Raw genomic sequence first — 21,692 nt, forward strand, 5'->3', positions numbered from 1 at the left:
CTGCTGGAACAGCTGGGGTTGTGGCCGCTGTTGTCCGATCTGATCACCCCCATTACCCATATCCAAGTATCCGATCAGGGCCATTTTGGCCAGGTGAATATCTGTGCCGACGACTATCCGGTGCCGGCGCTGGGTTATGTGGTCGAACTCCACCCGGTGGGGCGGCTTTTGTACCGGCACATGACGCAGTGCAGCACCATAGAGCTGTTGTGTCCTGCCCGTATCGAGACCCTGGTGCAAGAGCCCGAACGTGTCTTGTTGACGCTTGCCGACGGCCAATCGCTTGCGGCCTCGCTGCTGCTGGCCGCCGATGGCAGTCGCTCCGTGGTGCGCCAGCAACTGGGCCTTCCCAGCCGCCGGCTGGACTATCGGCAGGGTGCCATCATCGCCAATGTGCAGACCGCGGTCCCGCATCAGGGCCGAGCCTTCGAACGTTTCACTCGGGAAGGGCCCATCGCGCTGTTGCCGATGGGTGAGGGGCGTTGTTCGCTGGTGTGGTGCGCGTCCACCGAACGGGCCGAACAGCTGATGACCCTCGATGACGAGACCTTTCTGCAGCAGTTGCAACAGGAGTTCGGCTACCGGCTGGGCCGGCTGCAACGCACCGGCCAACGGCACTGTTATCCGTTGACGCTGGATGAGGTGGAGCGGCCCTGGCATCACAGAGTGGCGCTGGTCGGTAATGCGGCTCACCTGTTGCATCCTATCGCCGGGCAGGGGTTCAACCTGGGACTGCGCGACGTGGCGGCCCTGGTTGATTCCGTGCGTCAGGCGTTGATAGACGAACGGGATATCGGCAGTTACCCGGTGCTGTCTGACTACGGTCAGACACGTCAGCCGGATCAGTCGACCATTGTCGGCCTGACCACGGCGCTGGCGTTGATGTTCTCCAACGATCATCCGGCGCTGGCCGCCGGACGTAACCTGGGGCTGATGGCCATGGCGGCCAGTGGCTCTTTCAAAGACAAACTGGCCTGGCGGGCCATGGGCAAGAGGTAAGGCATGCAAGCGACAGATGTGATCGTGATCGGCGGCGGCATGGTGGGGCTGACCCTGGCGCTGGCGCTGGAAGACAGCGGCCTGAAAGTGGCGGTAATTGAAGGTCAGACACCGGACCCGGAACTGCCGTCCATTCCCGACAACAGAGTCAGCGCCATCAATTTGGCGTCCCAGACTCTGCTCGAACGGCTACAGGCCTGGCCGAGCCAGAAAGAACGGCTCGGCCCCTATACCGACATGGAAGTGTGGGAGGCCGACAGCGCCGCCCGCATCGAGTTTTCCGCCACACTGATGCATCAGCCTCACCTGGGGCATATTGTCGAAAATCGCCTGTTGCAGCAAAGCCTGCTGGCCCGGGCTCGTCATTGTGCTCATATCAGCCTGCATATGCCGGCGCGAGCGGCCTCGGTATCGGTGAGCGAGCAGGGCGCCTTTGTGCTGCTCGATAACGGCACCCCCATTACCGGTCGTTTGTTGGTTGGCGCCGACGGGGCCCGCTCCTGGCTGCGTGACCAGCTGCAACCGGGCATGGTCGAGTGGGACTACGACCACAGCGCCCTGGTGGCGACGGTGGCCACCACCGAGCCCCATGGCCGGACCGCTCGGCAGATCTTCCGCGGTAACGATATTCTGGCATTTCTGCCGCTGGCCGACCCGCATCAGTGCTCCATCGTCTGGTCCTGTGCGCCGGAACAGGCGTCGGAGCGGCTGGCGTTATCAGACGCCGAGTTCAACAAGGTGCTGTCTCATGACTTCGACTTGCGCCTGGGCCGGTGCGAGGTATTGGGGCCACGCATGGCCATTCCGCTCAAGGCGCGTTTCAGCCAGCAGTTCTGCGGCCCACGCTGGGCGCTGATCGGCGATGCGGCTCATACCATACATCCGCTGGCGGGGCAGGGCGTCAACCTGGGATTGCAGGATGCCGCCGCCCTGTCCCAGACACTGGCAACCCTGCATGGTCAGGGGCGGGACATCGGCGCCCTGTCGGAGCTCAAATCCTTCGAGCGCTGGCGCAAGGCCGAAGCCGCGACCCTGCTGGCGGCGATGGAAGGGCTTAAGCGCCTATTTACCCATCCGCATCCGCTGGTTCGCGGCCTGCGTGGCCTGGGATTGAGTCTGACCGACCGGCTGACGCCGCTTAAACGCAAGCTGGCCACCCATGCACTGGGTACCGGCGGGCTGCAACCCAGGCTGTCGACACCTGAGAAAAACTAATCTGGGTACTTGTCGGGATTAGTTTTCTTGAGGGTGTATTTTCTCTGCTTATCTCCTCATTACTTGTGCTTATGCTTATTAATCGGCATTTGATCACATTTAATATTAAATTAATGTTAATTATGCGGTGTTAATGCCGCTACTGGCACTTCCTTTCGTTGAAACGACTGTTGCATGCTGGATCACACTTTGAGGTTGATACTGAAACGATAAGTTTTTTTTGGGCTCGGTGCGGTTTTATCCCGGGCCGGCTTGGGTATAATCGGGGTGCAATATCGGATTATCGCTCACAGGCTAGGCCTGGTATAAAAGGAAGCGCCATGACTCAGCAAACAGTTTTGCACCCTCAGCACCTGGAAGCCGGTGCCAAGATGGTGGATTTTCACGGTTGGGATATGCCCATTAACTATGGTTCTCAACTTGAGGAGCACCATGTTGTGCGTAAAGACGCCGGCATGTTCGACGTTTCCCACATGACCATCGTCGACGTCAAGGGCAGCCAGGCGAAACCCTTTCTGCAAAAACTGCTGGCCAACGATGTGGCTCGCGTCACCCAGCCCGGCAAAGCCATCTACAGCGGCATGCTCAACGAGCAGGGCGGTGTGATTGATGATCTGATCACCTATTTCTTCGCCGACGACGACTATCGCATGATCGTCAACTCCGCCACCCGCGACAAGGATCTGGCCTGGATGAACCAGCAGGTCCAGGGCTTTGATGTCACCCTGACCGAGCGCCCCGAGCTGGCGATGATCGCGGTACAGGGCCCCAACGCCAAGGCCAAGGCCGCCCAGGTCTTTAATGCCGGGCAAAATGTCGCAGTCGAAGACATGAAGCCCTTCTTCGGTGTGCAAGCCGGCGACCTCTTTATCGCCACCACCGGCTATACCGGCGAAGACGGCTACGAAATCGTGGTGCCCGTCGACCAGGCCGCCGCCCTGTGGAATGCCCTGCTGGACGCCGGCGTCCAGCCCTGCGGCCTCGGCTCTCGCGATACCCTGCGCCTGGAAGCGGGCATGAACCTCTATGGTCAGGACATGGACGAAACCGTGTCTCCGCTGGCCGCCAACATGGCCTGGACTATCGCCTGGGAACCGGCCGAGCGTGATTTTATCGGTCGTGCCGCCCTGGAAGCCCAGAAAGCCGCCGGTGAGCAGCACAAGCTGGTGGGCCTGGTGATGAAAGAAAAAGGCGTGCTGCGCGCCGGTACCCCGGTGCGTTTTACCGACGACCAGGGGCAGGAACAGCAGGGCATTATCACTTCCGGTACCTTCTCGCCTACACTGGGACACAGCATTGCCCTGGCGCGGGTTCCGCGCTCTGTAGGAGCCAATGCAGAAGTTGAAATGCGTAAAAAATGGATGCCGGTGTCGGTAGTAAAACCGACTTTCGTACGCTTCGGCAAAGCGGTCGCCGAATTTTAAGAATCAAGTTCAAGAAACAAGAGGAACAACTGATGAGCAATATCCCCAGTGAATTGAAGTATGCCCGCTCCCATGAATGGGTACGTCTGGAAGCTAACGGTGAGGCTGTGGTCGGTATTACCGAGCATGCGCAGGAGCTGTTGGGTGATATGGTGTTTGTTGAACTGCCCGAAGTGGGCCGCACCGTCGATGCCGGTGAAGACTGCGCCGTGGCCGAGTCGGTAAAAGCCGCCTCCGATATCTATGCGCCGGTCAGCGGTGAAATCATTGCCGTAAACGAAGATCTGGAAGACAGCCCCGAGCTGGTCAACTCAGACTCCTTCGGTGACGGCTGGCTGTTCCGCATCAAGCTGGCCGACGAGTCCGATCTGGACGAGCTGCTGGATGCAGAAGGCTACGAAAGCAGCATCGACGAAGAGTAATCACAAGCCCCCTTATTTGGGGGCTTTGTAATGCCCCGCAGGGTCTGTTTCAATGGACCAGCCGACGGCCGAGATAGGCGAATTCTGTTTGATAACGCCTGTGCTCCGGCTGCTCTCGGGAGCCATGTTCCTTGATCAAATCCTGCCCCGCCGTGGTGTTTGGTCGAATAAAGCAGACCCTGCAATCAAATTTCCAGACCTTGCCGGCAAGTACCCCCCCAGGGGCCGCTCGCCTGTGTTTTTTCCGGGCTGCTGGCCTATTAAGGAAGTGAAGAAATGACCCAGTCTTTGTTTGAACTTGAGCAGAATAATGCCTTTATCGGTCGCCATATCGGCCCGACCGAGCAAGATGTAGCCGAGATGCTGGCCGTGGTGGGCGCCGAGTCGTTGGACGACCTGATCCACCAGACGGTGCCCGCCAATATCCTCAACGACCAGCCGCTGGGCATCGGTGCCAGCCGCACCGAGGTTGAGGCTCTGTCTTACCTGAAATCCCTGGCCCGGCAGAACAAGGTCAACAAGAGCTATATCGGCATGGGTTATCACGACACCCATGTGCCCCTGGTGATTCAGCGTAACGTGCTGGAAAACCCGGGCTGGTATACCGCCTATACCCCTTATCAGCCCGAGATTGCCCAGGGCCGTCTGCAAGCACTGCTCAATTTCCAGCAACTGACTCAGGACCTGACCGGTCTGGATCTGGCCAGCGCCTCGCTGCTGGACGAAGCCACCGCCGCCGCCGAGGCCATGGCCCTGGCCAAGCGCGTCAGCAAGAACAAGAAAGCCAACATCTTCTTCATCGGTGATGACGTGCACCCTCAGACCATTGACGTGGTCAAGGAACGTGCCGAACACTACGGTTTTGAAATAGTGGTGGCCCCGGCCGATGCCGTGGTCGAGCACCAGGTGTTCGGCGCCCTGTTCCAGTATCCGTCTACTACCGGCCAGATCCGCGACATCAAGGGTCTGATCGAAAAGGTACAGAGCCAGAAGGGCATTGCCTGTGTGGCCGCAGATATTCTGTCTCTGGTGCTGCTGAAAGCCCCGGGTGCCCTGGGTGCCGACGTGGTACTGGGCAACGCCCAGCGTTTTGGGGTGCCCATGGGCTACGGTGGCCCGCACGCTGCCTTCTTTGCCACTCGTGACGCCCACAAGCGCTCGCTGCCGGGCCGTATTATCGGCGTGTCCAAGGACACCCGTGGCAAGCCGGCCCTGCGCATGGCGATGCAGACCCGCGAGCAGCATATCCGCCGCGAAAAGGCCAACTCCAACATCTGTACCGCTCAGGTGCTGCTGGCCAACATGTCCAGCTTCTTCGCCGTCTATCACGGTCCGGAAGGTCTCAAGCGTATTGCCAACCGGGTACACCGCCTGACCGATATTCTGGCGCTGGGCCTCCAGTCCAAGGGCGTGGCCCTCAAGCACGACACCTGGTTCGACACCCTGACCGTGATCAGTGCAGACAAAGACGCCATCAACGCCCGTGCACTGGCCAAAGGCGTCAACCTGCGCACCGATCTGAACGGCGCCTTGGGAGTGTCTCTGTCCGAAACCACCAGCCGTAATGATGTGGCCGAGCTGTTCGATATCTTCCTTGGCGAAGGCCATGGCCTGGACGTAGAAGTACTGGATACCAAAGCCGCTGCCGGCACCAATTCGATCCCGGCCGAGCTCAAGCGTGACAATGCAATCCTGACCCACGAAGTGTTCAACAAGTATCACTCCGAAACCGAGATGCTGCGCTACATCCACAAGCTGGAAATGAAAGATCTGGCACTCAACTACGGCATGATTTCATTGGGCTCCTGTACCATGAAGCTCAACGCCACTGCCGAAATGGTGCCGGTGAGCTGGCCCGAACTGGCCCAGATCCACCCCTTCGCGCCGCTGGATCAGACCCAGGGCTATCAGCAGATCATTGCCGAGCTGGAAGACTGGCTGGTGAAGGTCACCGGTTACGACGCCATCTGCATTCAGCCCAACTCGGGCGCCCAGGGTGAGTATGCCGGCCTGCTGGCCATCAAGAAATATCACGAGTCCCGTAACGAAGGCCACCGTGATATCTGCCTGATCCCGAGCTCTGCCCACGGCACCAACCCGGCCTCTGCCCAGATGGCCAACATGAAGGTGATCGTCGTGGCCTGCGACAAGAAAGGCAACGTCGACATGGCGGACCTCAAGTCCAAGGCAGCTGAAGCAGGCGAGAACCTGTCCTGTATCATGGCGACCTATCCGTCTACCCACGGCGTGTACGAAGAGAGCATCCGCGAGATGTGTGAAGTCATTCACAGCTACGGCGGCCAGGTGTACATGGACGGCGCCAACATGAACGCCCAGGTGGGTATTACCTCACCCGGCTTCATCGGCGGCGATGTATCGCACCTCAACCTGCACAAGACCTTCGCCATTCCGCACGGCGGCGGCGGCCCGGGCATGGGCCCCATCGGTATTAAAGCACATCTGGCACCCTTCGTGGCCGGCCATGCGGTGGTGAAAACCGACAAGGAAAGCCGTGACAACGGCGCCGTGTCTGCCGCCCCGTTCGGCTCTGCCAGCATCTTGCCCATCAGCTGGATGTATACCGCGCTGCTGGGTGACGAAGGTTTGAAACGCTCCACTCAGCTGGCCATTCTCAACGCCAACTACCTGATGAAGAGCCTGGCCGAGGATTACCCCATCCTCTATACCGGTCGTAACGACCGCGTCGCCCACGAGTGCATCGTGGATCTGCGTCCCCTGAAGGAAGCCAGCGGCATCAGCGAAATGGATGTGGCCAAGCGCCTCAACGACTATGGCTTCCACGCGCCGACCATGAGCTTCCCTGTGGCCGGCACCCTGATGATCGAGCCGACCGAATCCGAGTCCAAGGAAGAGATCGACCGCTTCATCTTCGCCATGAAGCAGATCCGCGAAGAAATCCGTCAGGTAGAAAACGGCACCTGGACCCTGGAAGATAACCCCCTGGTCAATGCGCCGCATACTCAGGATGATGTAATGGACAGCGAGTGGAACCGTGCCTACAGCCGCGAGCTGGCGGTGTTCCCGTCCGACGACGTGCGCCGTTCCAAGTTCTGGCCGACCGTCAACCGCATCGACGATGTGTACGGCGACCGCAACCTGTTCTGCAGTTGTTTGCCGACCGAAGCCTACGGCGAGTAAGCGATAAGGTGATCACGACCATTTAAGTTGGAGACCGACAATTAAGTTGGAAACCCTTGTAAAAAGCCCTGCTATTCAGCAGGGCTTTTTTTTGCCGGTATCAATATCAGCCAGATCAAAGTCGCACTCAAGTCCGCGATGTGGTTTGTGAAAAATGGACGATACTTAGGAATCTTAACTACCCTTGGATGTTCCTATCCTCAACAGGAGGTGCGATATGGCAGACTGGATCGTAGTGGCTGATGCTTCAAAAGCCGTTGTTTACCTGCAAGACAGGATCGAAGGCGTGTTTGAGGAGGTAATGGACCTTGCCCATCCTGAAGCGCGTTTAAAGGCGAGTGAGCTGACCAGCGACGTATTGAGAATTCCGGAGATAAGCGACCCTCGACATACCGAGAACCAGCGCTTTGCGCGTGACATTATCGGCCGGATTCGTCATGCCCTCGACACCAATGAAATTCGGGGCTTTTATCTTGCGGCCCCGCCTCAGTTTCTCGGCTTATTACGCGAGGTTATGGATGATCATCTGCGCAAGGCTTTATACAGGGATCTGGATAAAAATTTGAGCGGTGCGTCTCATAGCGAGGTGATTGCCGCCTTCGCCTGACTCGCCCTTGCATCCTGATTCCGCTTCAACTGCCGGAACCTACCTCTGGTGAGTTCCGGCTTGAGTCATCAAGCTTCGTAAACAGGAGGAATGACCGGGCATTCGGTTAAGGAGGCTCCTATGTACAGATCCTTTTGCTACTCACTGATACGCGCCGGCTTTTGCTTATTGCTGCTGGCTGTGCCTGTCGTCGGGCAGGCCGACACGGCCAGGGTAATCGAGCTGACTCAGACCGGTTGCCAGTTTATAGAAAGCGAGAACGGCGTCGATCACGGCTATGTCACTCGTAGCAAGGCCGATTGTGATCGTATCAATGCCGAGACCGCCGTTGAGCGTCTGGCCCGGGCTCGCACGCTGGAGCTGGAACCCGGTCGCTATATCTTCAGGGTGCACAACAGGGATGTGCCCTACGAGTTGGGGTTCTGGCTGCGGGGAGCCAGTCTGCTGGATAGGGCGCTGTTGCCCAGCGTCTCCGGCGGCGGTCTGGTGACCGGAGCCAGCCGGGATTATGACATCGAGCTTGAACCCGGCGAATATCTTTATTCCTGCCCGTTGAATACCACCCCCGACTACCGCCTGACGGTGGCAGACTAATCGATGGCCGTATCGAGACCGGTATTTTGCTCTCTTCCAAATGGGAGTCATCGGTCAGCTCCAGTCGTTGAAAGCTTCGTTAATGGCCAAAAATATGGTGGTGGACTGGCTACTTCGCCGGTTAGTGGATATGGTGAACAGACACTGTGCAGCGTAATCAAAGTGTTTATTTCTGACGAGACAAGGAGGCGACATGAGCCGGAACTACGAAGCGGAAAGAGCGGTATTGATGGATGACGTCAAGCAGGTACTCAAAGACGCCGAAGCACTCTATCAGGCGGCAGTCGATGATGGCACCAAGGAAGGCAAGGCGCTGAAAGAAAAGCTGAAAGCCCAGCTGGGTCGGGCGCAGAAGCAGTTTTCGGAGCTGGAAGGTTCAGTGGTGGAGCGTACCCGTCAGGCGGCGGCGCAGACCGATGATCTGGTGCACAGCAAACCCTATCATGCCATGGGCATTGCGGCCTTGGTCGGGCTGGTGCTGGGGGCCTTGCTGAGCCGCCGGTGAGTCGTTGCTGCCTGTTGGTGTGATGGCCAGGCCCACAGCGGGCGGCCAGTTGCGTAGCAGGCAGGATAAAGTCCTCGGGCGGCAATGTTCAGCGCCGCCCAAGCGGAGATTTACGCCATAAGGAAGATTCAATGAGTGGCCAGATCAATTCGTTGAAGGAGTTGTTGCATACCATTACCGAGCTGTTGTTTGTCCGCTTCAAGATGGCCCGCATCGAGTTTGTCGCCCAGAAGGAGCGGATGGTGCGGCTCGGTATACTGGCGCTGGCGGCGGTTTTTCTGTTCTTCATGTCTTACATCAGCCTGCTGTTCGGTCTGAATCTGGTGCTGTCCCATACGGCCAAATTGTGGGTGTTTTTCGGGCTGTCGGCGGGTTTGCTGCTGCTGATGTGCGGGGCTTTCTGGTCCATCGCCCGCAACCTCGCCAGCCAGCGCAAATTTCTGGCCGAGACGCTGCACGAGCTGCAGGAAGATGTCGCCTATATTCAGGGCAAAAAAAACATGTCCGATTGGTCTTTGAAGGACTGAGTCTATGCACAAGTCGTTACAACAGGAACAACAGTTATTACAGCTGAAGGCGGAGGCGCTGCGGCTGAAGCTGCTGACCAATCAATTGCGTCGGCAGCAGCAACAAAGCGAGTCCGGTTTGTGGCAGATGGCCAGCCAGCTGCCCAGGGCCGGGCTGGTATGGCGGCTGGCCAACATGCCCCGCAAGCTCAGAAACAAGCTACTACTGGGCGGGGCCTTGCTGGCGGTCATCTACCTGCGCTTCTGAGTCGGCTTTCATTCATGCCGAAACCGAAACCGGTACCAGAGTCCAGGTACCGGGATATTTCTTACTTCTGCTTACCTGAATTGCGTTCAACACATTAAATCCAGTATCTGCTGTTTGTTTACCGGATCCAGCTGCTCGGGTGCGAGAAAGCGGCTTCCGTATTGCAGATAGATTTCCTGCTCGACAAAAAAGCGAAACAGTCCGGGGTCCAGGTGCTGCTTCTTGACCATGGTCGCCATTATGGTCAGCGCCTCGCTCAGACTCTTGGGCTTTTTGTAGGGGCGGTCGGCGGCGGTCAGGGCCTCAAATACATCGGCCAGCGCCATCATGCGCGCCTGTAACGGCAATTCACCGGCCTTCAGGCTGCGCGGATAGCCCTGGCCGTCCATGCGCTCATGATGACCGGCGGCCAGCATGGGGACTTCGCCGAGGTGATCGGGATAGTGCAGTTCGCTCAGCATGATCAGGGTATGCACCATGTGGGCATTGATGGTGTAGCGCTCTTCCGGGGTCAGGGTGCCCCGGGCAATGGCCAGGTTATAGTGCTCTCCCAGATCCAGCTTGAGTTCGGGCTGCACCAGGGTAATCCCCCAGAGATTGTCGTGGTCGATGCGCTCCTTGGTCGGGTAGGGGAGCCGATGCCAGGGCTTGTCGGCCAGCAGCGGTTCCCATGCCGGTACCGGCTCGATGTCGCCGCGTCGTTGTTCTTCTTCCCACGACAGTCCCAGTGTATTGTCCAGGGTGCGTAGCCAGCGCCGCTCGGCGATGCGGTTCAGGCGCTCAAGTTGTGTCTGGCTGACCGTTTCACCGCCCTGGTTCAGGTTGGCGATAAAGGTGAAGTCCTCATCCAGTTGCCGGTGCTGATCTGCCCGTATCGACGCAAGCCGGTGCTCGTCCTCGCCGTCGGCCCGACCCTGCCAGTAAATGATGTCCGCATCGCGCTTGAGTACCTCGAACCTGGTCCTTATTTCGTGCAGCCGGTTATAAATGGTCTCCAGCTTGGTGGCCTTGTCTATTACATGTTCCGGGGTCACCACCTTGCCGCAATCGTGCAGCCAGGAGGCCAGGTAGAGCGCCTCCCACTCCTGCTCGGAAAGCCGAAAATCCGCATAGTTGCCGGTCTCGCTGTGGTGGGCGGCGCGGGCCAGCATCAGGGTCAGCTCCGGCACTCGCTGACAATGACCGCTGGTGTAGGGGGACTTGGCGTCGATGGCGGAGGCGATGACGCGGATCATCGATTCGGTCATTTTCTGCTGCTGTTCAAACAAAGCCATGTCTTCCAGTGCCAGATTGGCGAATTCGCTGTAATGGGAGATAAAGCGACGTTTACCGGCAGAAAGGCGGGCTGTCCCGTAGCTCAGGCCAAGCATAATGGCGCCGTTGAGCTTGCCAAAGCGATCATACAAAAGCCAGGGCGGCTCAAATCGCAGGCCATGGCCTTCCAGTGTTTGCAGGAGCAGTGCCGACAGCTCGTCGGGCCCGGCATTGTCGGGCAGGGGGATCTGATGTTGCTGTTCCTGCTCCTTATCCAGTAACACCAGGCAGTGTGCGTTTTCTTGTTGCCTGGCCCGGTAAACCAGACAGCGTTGTCCGCCGCTCAGATGTTGTATACCCTGGCTGAGCCGTTGCAGCATGTTGTTGAAATCATCGCTCTGCGACAGGCTGTGCAGTTCCTGAATAAAGCCGGCCAGGGTCCGATGCATCAGCGTGATGGCGTGGGCCTGGGCATCCAGCTCCTGGTAGAAGTAGTGTCGTTCTTTAAGACCGTCAAAGTCGAATTCCTGAATCCCTTTCAAGTCTTCCGCCATTTGTCGCAAGGGGCGCGAGATAGCACGAGATGCCATGATGACCACCGGCAGGCTTAATGCCACAATCAGCAGCGTCAACCACGCCTGGGAGCGACCAAAGTTCAGCGCTTCCGCCATCAGTTTGCGATAGGGGATCAGCGTGGATAGCCGCAAATCCAGGGTGCCGTTGTTGCCGGCGGCCAGGGTCAGCGGTATCTGCTGACCCAGCCAGAGGTCACCGTTCAGCTCGACCGTCCAGCTTTCTCGATCGGGTTGGCTCGACAGTACCTCGAAGCCCTCCAGGCCATTAAAGGCCGGTTGAACATCGTCGGATACCGAGTCGGGCTGGCTGCCGGCCAGTATCTGAAATTCCGGCGCCAGCAACAGCAGGGTGCGGGCCTCTGGTAATCCCTGTTCGAGCTGTGCATCCAGCTCGCTCAGCAGTAAATCGGCTGCCCACACCCGTTGCTGGGTGGCATCGCCCAGAGACAGGGTAATCCCCTGTTTTTGTGACGCGTGAAAAAGGTAGGGCGGGGTGATGTGCAGACCCGGTTGCGCCAGGGTGGAATCGAACCAGGGGCGGGTACGGCTATCGAAGGACTCGGCGTAGAATTCGACCTCGTCGACCATCCTATAAGTGCGGTCGAAATAGAAGCGCCGGGTGGCACTGCCCGGCGTCATGATCTCCAGCACCAAATCGGCGGCTTGTGGTGCGGCGAAGGCAGTGCGCATTTGTTGATCGTGCATGATGCGAAACACCAGCATACGGCCATCGTATTCGCCCACATAGAAAGCGGTGACCTGAGGGCTGGCGGCCAGCAAGGGATGCAACAGGGGCCACCAGCGAGCTGGCTCCTGCTCTGTGCCGACGAGGGTGACGCCATTGGCGCGCATCAGGGTCAAGCTGGTATTAATGTTACTCAGTTCGTGTTCCAGCCGTTGGCTCAGCTGGCTTTTCAGTACGCTCAGGCGGTGTTCGCTGTTGGCCAGCAGAAAAGCGCTGTTATGGCGGTGCTGCGCATAGATAAGCACGGTACCCAGCAGAATGACCAGGGTAGCAAACATGCAGGTGATGTATACCCGCAGGCTGAAACGTGAATAGAAAGGAGGCATGGCCGGCATCCGTAACCAGAACAGTCATAAGCGTAGTTGCCGATCAGAGGGCTGCCATTGGTATCTTTGCTTGCAGTCACCTGCTTTAACTGCAGCGAGACTTAACTTCGGTAGTCACCGATATCGGGTCGTCGGCTGGGGCCGTTCAGGGCGATGTCGACCGGATGAAAGGCCTTGATGGCCTCGAAGCAGAAATCGCCTAACGCCCGGTGCAGGGCCTGGGGATCATGGTTGGTGATGATGATGACGCTTTTGGCCAGGTTGCGCCGGCGACGCAGCAGATGGCCGAGAAAGCTGGATTGGCTTTCGGCCAGTCGGGTGCGGTTGGCGGCCACTTCATCAAGCACCAGCAAGTCGACTTCTTCCAGCGCACGTCGATACTGGTTGCGGCTTTCCTGATCTTCTATTACCCCGAAAAACAGCCTGTCCACCACCGAGGCCCATTGCTGAAAAATCACCGACTTCTGGTGCTGGTAGATCAGATCGTGGGCAATGGCCCCGGCCAGGGTCGATTTGCCAGTACCGAAGTCGCCATAGATTAGAATGGCGGCACCGCCTTTCTCTTCCCAGTGATCGAAGGCGTTGATGAAATGATGGGCGGTATCGATATGATGGCTCAGCACAGGATCGTCGCGGTCCATGTTGTCGAACACCCACTCCGGGTTGAGATCAGCCTGGGCCAGCAAACGTTCGGTACGTTTCTGTTGCGCCTCTTTCTGAGCCTGGCGCACCTCGATATTCGCCTGCTGTTCATACTGGCGCTTGAGGTCGAGATAATCGTATTCGGGCAGGTTACCACCGGCCCGCAGCCGCTGCAGTCGGCCCAGTAGCCCCTTCACATCGCCACCGGCGGCAGTCGGTGATATGTCTTTCTGTGGTTTCGGGCGGCGTCGACGACGAGCAATGTCGTTCAGGTCGGCGGCAATTTCTTCAGGTGTCTTTTTCATTGCGGTCTTCCTGGTTATCCGGGCTGAGACGTTGGGCTTCGGCCATCATTTCACGGGCCCGTTTGCTGGGGCCTGCGTCGATTTTGGCCGGCAACTGCTGGTAGCCACCGTTATCCTGCGGCGCTGGCGCGCGCTTGATACTGCGCTGATTCTTGAGTTTGCGTACCAGTTTCAGCATCCACTGATGCTGGTTTTCAAATACTTCGGGCCGGCCCAGCCAGTAGGCAATAAACTCGCCCAGCTCGGTTTCATCGATATGGCTGTCGAGCAGACCACAGAGTCTGGCCAGGCCCTCGAACTGTTCGTCCGGGCGCCACTGTGGGTGCATGGCAAACTGGCGAGATGGCAGCGGGGCCAGCCCTTCGAGCTGTTTCAGTGGCAGCGAGAACACGGCCCCGTGATAATGCTGGGGGTGAGGATTATGCACCACACTCAGCAAGCCTGCCTCCAGCAGCTCATCGACCAGCCCGGTCAGATCCATCGGCGTGACGCGATAGCGATATTCCCCGTCGCCCTGCACAGCCAGCGCCTTGCCCAGCAAGGGGTAATCCAGCGGTTGGGTATTATCCCCTCGCGCCAGATGTCTGAGATAGAGCTGATACAGGCTGCGGGCCGGGTGAGACAGTTTGGGAGAGGTCAGCGCCTGATATTCTGCCGGTGTCATAGTGCCACTGTGATCGAATGAGGAGGCTATTATCCAACAAAGCCGCAATAGAATACAGCCACCATGACGGAGCCCCTGCCGAGCGGCCGAAATTCGGCTAGGCTCAGTATATCCCCCATTACTCTGTTACCTAATCTGATGTTTGAACGTTCCCCGCTTATTCTGCTCATAGAAGATGACCCCGTGTTCCGTCGGTTGATGGTGACCTACCTTGAATTGTGGGGCGCCAGAGTGATCGAAGTGGACAATGGCGACGAAGGCATACGGCTGGCGGGGGAGCAGGCACCTGATCTGGTCTTGATCAATTTGCTGCTGGCGGCACCGAATGGTCTCGAGGTGATAACCCGCCTGAAACGATGCTATCCGGTGCTGCCCGTGATTGCGATTTCCGCTCGGTTGAAGATGGTCGATGTGGCGCAGGCGCTGCGGGCCGGTGCCGGAGATTATCTGATCAAGCCTATTCGTAACTGGCGGCAGGTGTTTGATGCCATTACCGCCTGTCTCAAGCCTGATCTGCGGCGGATATTCGATGAACTGAACGAACATCTGGCGTTCTTTCGTCGGGAAGACATGGCCGCCAGTCGTCTGTGTCAGGGCTTGCGTCAGTTGCCGGAGCGCGATCTGGGAACCTGGCAGCTTAGCTGTCGGCAAAGCTCACCCTGGTTGCTCGCCGACTATGTCAGGCTGGATCAGGATCTGTTGCTTCTGCTGGCGGAGTTCGACCCGTTGAGTATGGATACCCCTGCGGTGATGACGCTGATTGCCTTTCTGTTGCATGAGCCCCAGCGTCAGCATCAGATTCAGCCGGGTTCCCTGCTGAACAACCCGGGCCGCACCCTGGAATACATCAATCGTCTGATCCTGGATGCGGGGCTGAACTGCCGGGTGAACCTGGCGTTATTCCGGTTACAGGCCAGCAGCAACAAGGTGATGATGGCCAATGGCGGTATGACCGGCAATGACTGGCTGGCCCGGTGTGATGCTGGCCCGCTGGGAGCGGGAACCTTCAGCGCCAGCCAGCTTAGCTACCCCTGTTCTTTTCCCTTCGACCTGACCTTGCATGGCGGCTTTGGCGGTGAAATCCAGCTGACGGCTCGCCATGGTCAGTGTTGAAACCATGGTCGTTACTGAAGTGGCTTACCGCAAATTGAGCTGTTGCAGGTAGTCGGTGAGGGCGGGTCCCAGCTCGGGATGGCGCAGGCCATATTCAACATTGGCCACCATGAGCCCAAGCTTGCTGCCGCAATCGTGACTCTTGCCGGTAATATGATGGGCATCTACCGGCTGTTGCGCCATCAGCATGGCGATGCTGTCGGTCAGCTGGATTTCATCGCCCTTGCCGAGCGGGGTCTTGCTTAGCAGTGGCCAGATGTCGACCGACAGCACATAACGGCCCACCACCGCCAGATTGGAAGGCGCTTCCTGCCGCTGCGGTTTTTCTATCATTGCTTCAATCGGCGCCGACTCTCCCTGACCCAGCTGATAACCGCCGATATCGACAATACCGAACTGATCGACCAGCTCGTCAGCCACCGGCTCCACCAGAATCTGGCTGTGGCCGTTGTCGCCAAAGGCCCGGATCATGGCCGCCAGATTATCCTGCTGCAGGTTGCAGCCCGCATCATCGATCAGCACGTCGGGCAGCAGCACGGCAAAGGGAGCGTCGCCGACCAGCGGGCGGGCGCAAAGAATGGCATGGCCCAGACCCTTGGCCTCGCCCTGGCGTACATGCATTATGGTCACGTCGGGAGGGCAGATTTTCTGTACTTCTTCGAGCAACTGCCGTTTCACCCGTTTTTCCAGGGTGGCTTCCAGCTCGAAGCTGGTATCAAAGTGGTTTTCGATGGAATTTTTACTGGCGTGGGTGACCAGCACGATTTCCTTGATCCCGGCCTGTACGGCTTCATTCACCACATATTGGATCAGGGGCTTGTCGACCACCGGCAGCATTTCCTTGGGGATGGCCTTGGTAGCGGGCAGCATACGAGTGCCCAGGCCAGCGACCGGGATCACCGCCTTACGAATCGAGGATTGTGAAGGCATGTTTTGAGGCGTCGTTGCAGGCATGAGTGTCATCAAAAAAATAATGGGCGCCTATGATAACCAATAGCGGCCCTCCCGACCATGCCCGGGAGGGCCAGCGCTTAGTTGCTGAGCAGGTGTCGGTTTTTGTCTACGGTGGCCGGGCCTATACCACTGACCATGGTGAGGTCGTCGACCGCCTTGAAGGGCCCATTGGCTTCCCTATATTCCACGATAGCCGCCGCCTTGGCCGGACCTATGCCGGTCAGCATGGCCAGTTGATCCTGGGTGGCGTTATTGATATCGATGCTGGTGACCACGGCATCCTGAGCCGCCGTCGGCTCGTTAGCCATGCTCGGTGCCGTGACGGCCAGTAACCCGGTCAGCAAGGTGGATAACAGTATTTTTTTCATTCCCGTCTCTCCTTGTATTAGATTCGTTTGGCGTTTAGTCCATTTCGGACCCTATCAAGCCTTGTCCATAAGGGCGTTTTTTGCCAATAAAGTCGAAAAATATTGTCGAAAAAATTAAAGAAGAACGGGACTTGCATCGAAAAACCGGCCGAAGCCGGTTTGTATCAGGGCAGTACTTTTCTGAAGGGCTTGACCACCACGGAGGCATAGACGCCGGCCGCCACGTAAGGATCGGCGTCGGCCCAGGCCTGGGCCGAAGCAAGAGAGTCGAACTCGGCAATCACGGTACTGCCGGTAAAGCCGGCCTCGGCGGGATCTTCGGCATCGATGGCCGGGTTGGGGCCGGCGACCAGGAGGCGGCCCTCATCGGTCAGCGCCTGCAACCGGGCCAGATGGGCCGGGCGGGCTTCTTTACGCAGCGGAAGGCTGTTGGCGTTGTCTTCAGCGAAAATGACATACCACATGGTGTATTCCTTGTTACATGATGGAGTGTAAACGGGGAGGCCACTTGCGTAGCCTCCCCTGTTGGTACCGATGATGGCGGGTTACTTTTCCAGCGCCTGCTGCTGACGATAAAGGTAAATGGCGGTGGCGAAGGTAAACAACAGGGTCAGCCCCAGTAGACCAAAGACCTTGAAGTTGACCCAGACTTCCTGAGGCAGGTTGAAAGCTACATACACATTGAGAGCGCCGCAGAAACTGAAAAAGCCGACCCAGGCCAGATTGGCCCTGTCCCAGATGGTGTCGGGTACTGTCATTTCCTTGCCGAGCATCTGCTTGATGAGGTTTTTACGGAAGCCGTAACGGCTTACCAGCAGTCCGATGGCAAAGAGACCATTCACCGCGGTGACCTTCCATTTGATGAAGGCATCATCCTGAAAAAACATGGTGAGGCCACCAAAGAACAGCACCAGCACCAGGGTGACCAGGTGCATTTTTTCCAGCTTCTTGTGCTTCAGCCAGACCACCAGCATCTGGATGCAGGTCGCGGCCATCAGCGCGCCGGTGGCCGCGTAGATATCGACGGTCTTGTACACCGCGAAAAAAATGATCAGGGGAATAAATTCGGCAAACTGCTTCATAGAAGAATGAACCCGTACAACAAAGATGAAAGCAGTTTACCCATAGCACCGGCGGCTGGCAAAACATTGCTGCTATCCCTGATTTACCCTTCACGTCGTACTATGAGCGGCTGGTATCTTTCCAGCCCGCTCTTTGCCAGCATGGCCATTAATACGATGGCGCCGCCCAGTAGCCCCATATTGGTAGGGCGTTCGCTTAAAAACAGCCAGACCAGCAGGGTGCCGAAGAGCGTTTCAAGTAACAGCAGCAGGCTGACTTCTGCCGAGGGCAGGTACTGAGGCCCCTGCTGGATCAGGGTAAAGCCCACGGGCATTAAAATCAGGCACAGCAGAACCAGCCAGCTCATGTTTACCGCATCCGGCAGCAATACCTCGCCACTCCAGAACCCTGCCAGGCCGGCTGTTATCAGGCCGCTGAGGGCCAGCATGGGGCTCATGTCTATTTCGGGCCGGCTGCGTGCCAGAGTCAGGTTACCAGCCAGTCCTACCGCGGCCATCAGGGCGAAGGCGCTACCCAGCCAAGAGCCTGCACCTGCGTCATCTAGTACGATCAGGCTGATGCCAAACAGACAAACGCCGATGACCAACCAGGTGCGCATTGGCAGACGCTCTTGCAGAAAGAGGCGGCTGAGAAGGGCGGCAATCAAGGGAGCCGAGGCGAGAATGACCAGAACGTTGCCGGCTTTGGTAAAATGATTGCCCAGAATAAAACCGATGGTGCTGAAGCTGAACAGCAGGGCGCAGCCGAGACCGGCTCGACCACAGACCAGATAGCTACGCCACCACTGGCCCCGATAGCGGGCCACCACTATCAACCAGAACCCCAGCACATTGAGCAGGCCCCGCCACAACACGACCTGCTCGGCGGGCAGGCTGATCACGCGCAGCAAGAGCGCGTCGGGGGAAATAATGAGGACCCCAATAGCGGTAAGCAGAAATCCTTTCTGATGGTTATCCATGGCACTTGCATTGACGGTGAGTAAAGCCCGATGCTAACCAGAGTGAGCCGGGATTGCCAGCCGTGCAGGGTGAACCATTCGCTGCGGGATCACATATTATGCCGCGTCGCTATTCAGGCGGAAGTCTGGCTGCTGTCTCTTACCACCAGCTCGGGCGTCAGGGTCAGCACCCGGCGAGGGCTGTCTGGCGCCTTGATACGGGCCAGCAGAGTGTCCACCGCCAGGGCGCCCAGTCCGGCCTTGGGCTGTTCTATGCTGGTCAGCGCCGGCACAAGGTAATGAGCCAGCTCGATATTGTCGTAACCCACCAATGACATTTGCTGTGGCACCGAGATACCCGCATCGGCCAGGGCCCGCAGCGCGCCCATGGCCATCATGTCGTTACTGACAAACATCGCCGTGGGTCGTTCGGGCAGGGCGAGCAGGGCCGTCATGGCGCTGTTGCCGCCGGCCAGCTCGAAGTCACCCTCGGCCACCCACTCCGGGCGTATTGTCAGGCCGGCACTGGCCATCGCCGTCCTGAAGCCTGCCAGTCGCTCGTCTGCTGCCCGCTTGCCCAGCGGACCCGTGATACAACCGATATGACGATGACCGAGACCTATCAGGTGTTCAGTTGCCAGGCGCCCGCCTTGCTGGCCACAGTCCTGGATCAGATCCGCTTCCATGTCCATGGGACCCCAGTCGGCCAGTACCAGGGGCACGCTGGGATAACGGTCGAAGAGCCCGGCGGCCAGACGCACCTGGGTGCACATCAGAATAATACCGTCCACCCGCTTTTGCAGCAGCATTTCCATGCTGGCGTTAAGCCGTGCTTTATCACCCCGGGTATTGCACAGTGCCAGGCTGTAGCCTAGCTCGAAGCAGCGCTGCTCTACGCCCTGCACCACTTCGGCGAAAAAAGGGTTGGCGCTGGCGGTGACCAGCATGCCCAGGGTCCGGGTTTCATTGCTCTTGAGGCTGCGCGCCAGCGCCGAGGGCGCGTAGTGGAGCTCGTCGATGGCCTGTTCGACCCGCAAGGTGATCTCGGGGCTGACGAAGCGGGTCTTGTTCAGCACATGGCTGACGGTGGAGGTCGAAACCTGTGCCCGCCGCGCCACATCCTTGATGGTCGCCATCAACGGGACTCCAGCAGGGCGACGATCTCGGCCTGGTAAGGAACCGAGGTCTGGGCCCCGGGCTTGGTCACGGACAGGGCCGCTGCCGCCTGGGCGAAGCGTACCGCCTGCTCCAGTGGTTGCTGTTGTTGCAATGCTGCCAGCAGGGCGCCGTTGAAGGTATCGCCCGCCGCCGTGGTGTCGACCGCCTTGACCTTGAAGCCGGGGATCACGCGTCCCTCGCCTTGTTCGCTCAGCCAGACGCCCCGGGCACCCAGGGTGATGATGACGGTGGCTATGCCCTTGTCGTGCAGTGCCTGGGCCGCCGCCGCCGCGCCCGCATCGTCGTTGACCGCCACGCCGGTCAGTCGTTCGGCCTCGGTCTCGTTGGGGGTGATCATATCTACCAGTGACAGCAGCGCATCGGGCAGCGCCTGAGCCGGGGCCGGGTTGAGCACTACACGGGCACCCTGAGCCTTGGCCTGGCTGGCGGCGGCGATATTGGTGTCGAGCGGAATTTCCAGCTGCAGCAGCAGTTGCTCGCAGTTCAGACCCTCACTGTGCCGATTCAGCTGTTCGGGTGTCAGTCGGCCATTGGCACCGGCGGCGAGCGAAATGGTGTTCTCGCCTTCGCCATTCACCTGGATCAAGGCCACGCCGGTGTTGATACCGGTAATGCGGTCGATGGCGCCGGTATCGATACCGTCGGCGGCAAAGCCGTCGACCAGGCTCTGGGCCAGGGCATCATCACCCACGCAGGCGATAAAGCGGGTTGCGGCCCCGGCACGGGCGGCGGCCACCGCCTGATTGGCGCCCTTGCCGCCGGGAACGATGCGATAATCGCTGCCGGTCAGGGTTTCACCTGGGCGCGGAAACTGCGGCAACCGGATCACATGATCGATATTGATGCTGCCTACTACGGTTAATGTCATGGTGTTTGCCTTATTCATTAAATCGGGGGCCGGCTGCGTTAGCAGTACAGAGCCCCCGCCTGTTATTTTTTACCCTGAGCCTTACTCGCTGATCACCTGCAGCGGGACCGGAATATGGCTGGCCACGGTTTCACCCTTCAGGATCTTGTCGGCAGTTTCCACGGCGATGGCGCCGATGGCATTCGGCTGCTGGGCGATGGTGGCAGCCAGGCGACCGCCCTGTACCGCCTTGATGCCGTCTTCGGTGCCGTCAAAGCCGACGATCAGCACGTCTTTCTTGTTGGCCGCCTGCAGCGCACGCATGGCACCCAGCGCCATTTCGTCGTTCTGGGCAAAGACCGCCTGCACCGTCGGATTACCGGTCAGCAGGTTTTCCATCACGTTCAGGCCCTTGGTGCGGTCAAAGTCGGCAGGCTGGCTGGCCATCAGCTCGAAGCCGTGCTTATCTACGGCCTGAGCGAAACCTTTACCGCGCTCGCGGGCGGCGCTGGTGCCGGCAATGCCTTCCAGCTGAATCACCCGGGCGTCGGCACCGACCTGTTCGGCGATATAGTCACCGGCCATCAGGCCACCGGCCACGTTGTCGGAGGCGATATGAGACACCACTTCACCCCGGTTGGCGGCTCTGTCCAGGGTCAGTACCGGCAAGCCGGCCCGGTTGGCCAGGCGAATGGCATTGGTCACCGCATCGGAGTCGGTAGGGTTGATCAGCAGCACCTTGGTCCCGCGTACGCTCAGGTCTTCCACGTTGGCCAGCTCTTTGGCCGGATCGTTCTGGGAGTCCAGCACGATCAGGTCATAGCCAAGCTCTTGTGCTTTTTGTTCCGCCCCTTCTTTCATGGTCACGAAGAAGGGGTTGTTGAGGGTCGAGATCACCAGTGCCAGGGTATCTTTGGCATAGGCACCGGAGGTCATGGTGGCGCTTACCAGGGCAGCGGAGAGCAGGGTCGTCAGTTTTTTCATGATTCAGCTTCCTTTTT

General features: G+C 58.7%; 22 protein-coding genes. 11 read left to right on the top strand and 11 right to left on the bottom strand.

The window, feature by feature from the left end:
* From ubiH to UN63_RS08275, 10 genes are all read left to right on the top strand, one after another.
* Positions 1 to 999: 2-octaprenyl-6-methoxyphenyl hydroxylase (ubiH, locus tag UN63_RS08225; RefSeq protein WP_104486294.1), on the top strand; the 999-nt coding region annotated here is incomplete at its 5' end.
* A gap of 3 nt (positions 1,000 to 1,002) precedes the next feature.
* Entirely contained in the window at positions 1,003 to 2,214 is a 1,212-nt protein-coding gene (locus UN63_RS08230; protein ID WP_104486295.1) for an FAD-dependent oxidoreductase, read from the top strand.
* 320 nt (positions 2,215 to 2,534) lie between these two features.
* On the top strand, positions 2,535 to 3,638 hold the full coding sequence (gene gcvT / locus UN63_RS08235; RefSeq protein ID WP_104486296.1) for a glycine cleavage system aminomethyltransferase GcvT: 1,104 nt from the start codon (positions 2,535 to 2,537) through the stop codon (positions 3,636 to 3,638).
* A gap of 32 nt (positions 3,639 to 3,670) precedes the next feature.
* A complete protein-coding gene (gene gcvH, locus UN63_RS08240) occupies positions 3,671 to 4,060 on the top strand; it encodes a glycine cleavage system protein GcvH (RefSeq protein ID WP_104486297.1) in 390 nt (129 codons plus the stop codon).
* A gap of 276 nt (positions 4,061 to 4,336) precedes the next feature.
* Positions 4,337 to 7,219, top strand: a complete 2,883-nt coding sequence (gene gcvP / locus UN63_RS08250) for an aminomethyl-transferring glycine dehydrogenase (protein WP_104486299.1) — start codon at positions 4,337 to 4,339, stop codon at positions 7,217 to 7,219.
* Between the two features lie 217 nt (positions 7,220 to 7,436).
* Positions 7,437 to 7,826: a host attachment protein gene (locus UN63_RS08255; RefSeq protein ID WP_104486300.1), complete on the top strand. Its 390-nt coding sequence runs from the start codon at positions 7,437 to 7,439 to the stop codon at positions 7,824 to 7,826.
* 120 nt (positions 7,827 to 7,946) lie between these two features.
* Positions 7,947 to 8,420 (top strand): hypothetical protein, encoded by a 474-nt coding sequence (locus UN63_RS08260; RefSeq protein WP_219821095.1) that lies wholly within the window; start codon positions 7,947 to 7,949, stop codon positions 8,418 to 8,420.
* A gap of 193 nt (positions 8,421 to 8,613) precedes the next feature.
* The gene (locus UN63_RS08265; RefSeq protein WP_104486301.1) at positions 8,614 to 8,925 is read left to right on the top strand and encodes an ElaB/YgaM/YqjD family protein; all 312 of its coding nucleotides are present in this window, start codon (positions 8,614 to 8,616) and stop codon (positions 8,923 to 8,925) included.
* Between the two features lie 131 nt (positions 8,926 to 9,056).
* The gene (locus tag UN63_RS08270) at positions 9,057 to 9,452 is read left to right on the top strand and encodes a phage holin family protein (protein ID WP_104486302.1); all 396 of its coding nucleotides are present in this window, start codon (positions 9,057 to 9,059) and stop codon (positions 9,450 to 9,452) included.
* A gap of 4 nt (positions 9,453 to 9,456) precedes the next feature.
* On the top strand, positions 9,457 to 9,699 hold the full coding sequence (locus UN63_RS08275; RefSeq protein ID WP_104486303.1) for a hypothetical protein: 243 nt from the start codon (positions 9,457 to 9,459) through the stop codon (positions 9,697 to 9,699).
* Between the two features lie 86 nt (positions 9,700 to 9,785).
* Here the strand turns inward: UN63_RS08275 and UN63_RS08280 are convergent, their stop codons facing one another.
* The 3 genes from UN63_RS08280 to UN63_RS08290 form a co-directional block, all read right to left on the bottom strand.
* Complete coding sequence (locus UN63_RS08280) at positions 9,786 to 12,599, bottom strand: HD domain-containing phosphohydrolase (RefSeq protein ID WP_181068210.1); 2,814 nt, start codon at positions 12,597 to 12,599, stop codon at positions 9,786 to 9,788.
* Positions 12,600 to 12,700: 101 nt separating this feature from the next.
* On the bottom strand, positions 12,701 to 13,546 hold the full coding sequence (locus tag UN63_RS08285; protein ID WP_104486305.1) for a DnaA ATPase domain-containing protein: 846 nt from the start codon (positions 13,544 to 13,546) through the stop codon (positions 12,701 to 12,703).
* Positions 13,530 to 14,210, bottom strand: a complete 681-nt coding sequence (locus UN63_RS08290; protein ID WP_104486306.1) for a DnaT-like ssDNA-binding domain-containing protein — start codon at positions 14,208 to 14,210, stop codon at positions 13,530 to 13,532. The genes UN63_RS08285 and UN63_RS08290 overlap by 17 nt, the downstream gene beginning before the upstream one ends.
* 138 nt (positions 14,211 to 14,348) lie before the next feature.
* Between UN63_RS08290 and UN63_RS08295 the strand changes: the two genes are divergently transcribed.
* A complete protein-coding gene (locus UN63_RS08295) occupies positions 14,349 to 15,323 on the top strand; it encodes a response regulator (RefSeq protein ID WP_104486307.1) in 975 nt (324 codons plus the stop codon).
* A gap of 24 nt (positions 15,324 to 15,347) precedes the next feature.
* Here UN63_RS08295 and galU read toward each other — a convergent pair whose 3' ends face one another.
* From galU to rbsB, 8 genes are all read right to left on the bottom strand, one after another.
* Positions 15,348 to 16,253 carry a UTP--glucose-1-phosphate uridylyltransferase GalU gene (gene galU, locus UN63_RS08300; RefSeq protein ID WP_104486308.1) on the bottom strand — a complete coding sequence of 302 codons (906 nt, stop codon included), beginning with the start codon at positions 16,251 to 16,253 and terminating at the stop codon, positions 15,348 to 15,350.
* 101 nt (positions 16,254 to 16,354) lie between these two features.
* Positions 16,355 to 16,645, bottom strand: a complete 291-nt coding sequence (locus UN63_RS08305) for a ComEA family DNA-binding protein (protein ID WP_104486309.1) — start codon at positions 16,643 to 16,645, stop codon at positions 16,355 to 16,357.
* Between the two features lie 164 nt (positions 16,646 to 16,809).
* The gene (locus UN63_RS08310; protein ID WP_104486310.1) at positions 16,810 to 17,109 is read right to left on the bottom strand and encodes a YciI family protein; all 300 of its coding nucleotides are present in this window, start codon (positions 17,107 to 17,109) and stop codon (positions 16,810 to 16,812) included.
* Positions 17,110 to 17,190: 81 nt separating this feature from the next.
* Positions 17,191 to 17,727 carry a septation protein A gene (locus UN63_RS08315; RefSeq protein ID WP_104486311.1) on the bottom strand — a complete coding sequence of 179 codons (537 nt, stop codon included), beginning with the start codon at positions 17,725 to 17,727 and terminating at the stop codon, positions 17,191 to 17,193.
* 83 nt (positions 17,728 to 17,810) lie between these two features.
* Positions 17,811 to 18,686, bottom strand: coding sequence for a DMT family transporter (locus UN63_RS08320; protein ID WP_104486312.1), 876 nt, complete (start codon positions 18,684 to 18,686; stop codon positions 17,811 to 17,813).
* Between the two features lie 113 nt (positions 18,687 to 18,799).
* The gene (locus UN63_RS08325) at positions 18,800 to 19,801 is read right to left on the bottom strand and encodes a substrate-binding domain-containing protein (RefSeq protein ID WP_104486313.1); all 1,002 of its coding nucleotides are present in this window, start codon (positions 19,799 to 19,801) and stop codon (positions 18,800 to 18,802) included.
* The gene (gene rbsK / locus UN63_RS08330) at positions 19,801 to 20,712 is read right to left on the bottom strand and encodes a ribokinase (protein ID WP_104486314.1); all 912 of its coding nucleotides are present in this window, start codon (positions 20,710 to 20,712) and stop codon (positions 19,801 to 19,803) included. Before rbsK ends, UN63_RS08325 begins: the two co-directional genes overlap by 1 nt.
* 81 nt (positions 20,713 to 20,793) lie before the next feature.
* Positions 20,794 to 21,675 (bottom strand): ribose ABC transporter substrate-binding protein RbsB, encoded by an 882-nt coding sequence (gene rbsB / locus UN63_RS08335; protein WP_104486315.1) that lies wholly within the window; start codon positions 21,673 to 21,675, stop codon positions 20,794 to 20,796.
* Positions 21,676 to 21,692 lie beyond the last annotated feature (17 nt).

The sequence above is a fragment of the Oceanisphaera arctica genome (assembly GCF_002936955.1).
Classification (GTDB): domain Bacteria; phylum Pseudomonadota; class Gammaproteobacteria; order Enterobacterales; family Aeromonadaceae; genus Oceanimonas; species Oceanimonas arctica.

What these genes read in the sequence shown, in the direction of transcription:
- UN63_RS08230 (WP_104486295.1), top strand. Translation starts at nt 1,003, where the DNA reads ATGCAAGCGACAGATGTGATCGTGATCGGCGGCGGCATGGTGGGGCTG.
- gcvT (WP_104486296.1), top strand. Translation starts at nt 2,535, where the DNA reads ATGACTCAGCAAACAGTTTTGCACCCTCAGCACCTGGAAGCCGGTGCC.
- gcvH (WP_104486297.1), top strand. Translation starts at nt 3,671, where the DNA reads ATGAGCAATATCCCCAGTGAATTGAAGTATGCCCGCTCCCATGAATGG.
- gcvP (WP_104486299.1), top strand. Translation starts at nt 4,337, where the DNA reads ATGACCCAGTCTTTGTTTGAACTTGAGCAGAATAATGCCTTTATCGGT.
- UN63_RS08255 (WP_104486300.1), top strand. Translation starts at nt 7,437, where the DNA reads ATGGCAGACTGGATCGTAGTGGCTGATGCTTCAAAAGCCGTTGTTTAC.
- UN63_RS08260 (WP_219821095.1), top strand. Translation starts at nt 7,947, where the DNA reads ATGTACAGATCCTTTTGCTACTCACTGATACGCGCCGGCTTTTGCTTA.
- UN63_RS08265 (WP_104486301.1), top strand. Translation starts at nt 8,614, where the DNA reads ATGAGCCGGAACTACGAAGCGGAAAGAGCGGTATTGATGGATGACGTC.
- UN63_RS08270 (WP_104486302.1), top strand. Translation starts at nt 9,057, where the DNA reads ATGAGTGGCCAGATCAATTCGTTGAAGGAGTTGTTGCATACCATTACC.
- UN63_RS08275 (WP_104486303.1), top strand. Translation starts at nt 9,457, where the DNA reads ATGCACAAGTCGTTACAACAGGAACAACAGTTATTACAGCTGAAGGCG.
- UN63_RS08280 (WP_181068210.1), bottom strand. Translation starts at nt 12,599, where the DNA reads ATGCCTCCTTTCTATTCACGTTTCAGCCTGCGGGTATACATCACCTGC.
- UN63_RS08285 (WP_104486305.1), bottom strand. Translation starts at nt 13,546, where the DNA reads ATGAAAAAGACACCTGAAGAAATTGCCGCCGACCTGAACGACATTGCT.
- UN63_RS08290 (WP_104486306.1), bottom strand. Translation starts at nt 14,210, where the DNA reads ATGACACCGGCAGAATATCAGGCGCTGACCTCTCCCAAACTGTCTCAC.
- UN63_RS08295 (WP_104486307.1), top strand. Translation starts at nt 14,349, where the DNA reads ATGTTTGAACGTTCCCCGCTTATTCTGCTCATAGAAGATGACCCCGTG.
- galU (WP_104486308.1), bottom strand. Translation starts at nt 16,253, where the DNA reads ATGCCTTCACAATCCTCGATTCGTAAGGCGGTGATCCCGGTCGCTGGC.
- UN63_RS08305 (WP_104486309.1), bottom strand. Translation starts at nt 16,645, where the DNA reads ATGAAAAAAATACTGTTATCCACCTTGCTGACCGGGTTACTGGCCGTC.
- UN63_RS08310 (WP_104486310.1), bottom strand. Translation starts at nt 17,109, where the DNA reads ATGTGGTATGTCATTTTCGCTGAAGACAACGCCAACAGCCTTCCGCTG.
- UN63_RS08315 (WP_104486311.1), bottom strand. Translation starts at nt 17,727, where the DNA reads ATGAAGCAGTTTGCCGAATTTATTCCCCTGATCATTTTTTTCGCGGTG.
- UN63_RS08320 (WP_104486312.1), bottom strand. Translation starts at nt 18,686, where the DNA reads ATGGATAACCATCAGAAAGGATTTCTGCTTACCGCTATTGGGGTCCTC.
- UN63_RS08325 (WP_104486313.1), bottom strand. Translation starts at nt 19,801, where the DNA reads ATGGCGACCATCAAGGATGTGGCGCGGCGGGCACAGGTTTCGACCTCC.
- rbsK (WP_104486314.1), bottom strand. Translation starts at nt 20,712, where the DNA reads ATGACATTAACCGTAGTAGGCAGCATCAATATCGATCATGTGATCCGG.
- rbsB (WP_104486315.1), bottom strand. Translation starts at nt 21,675, where the DNA reads ATGAAAAAACTGACGACCCTGCTCTCCGCTGCCCTGGTAAGCGCCACC.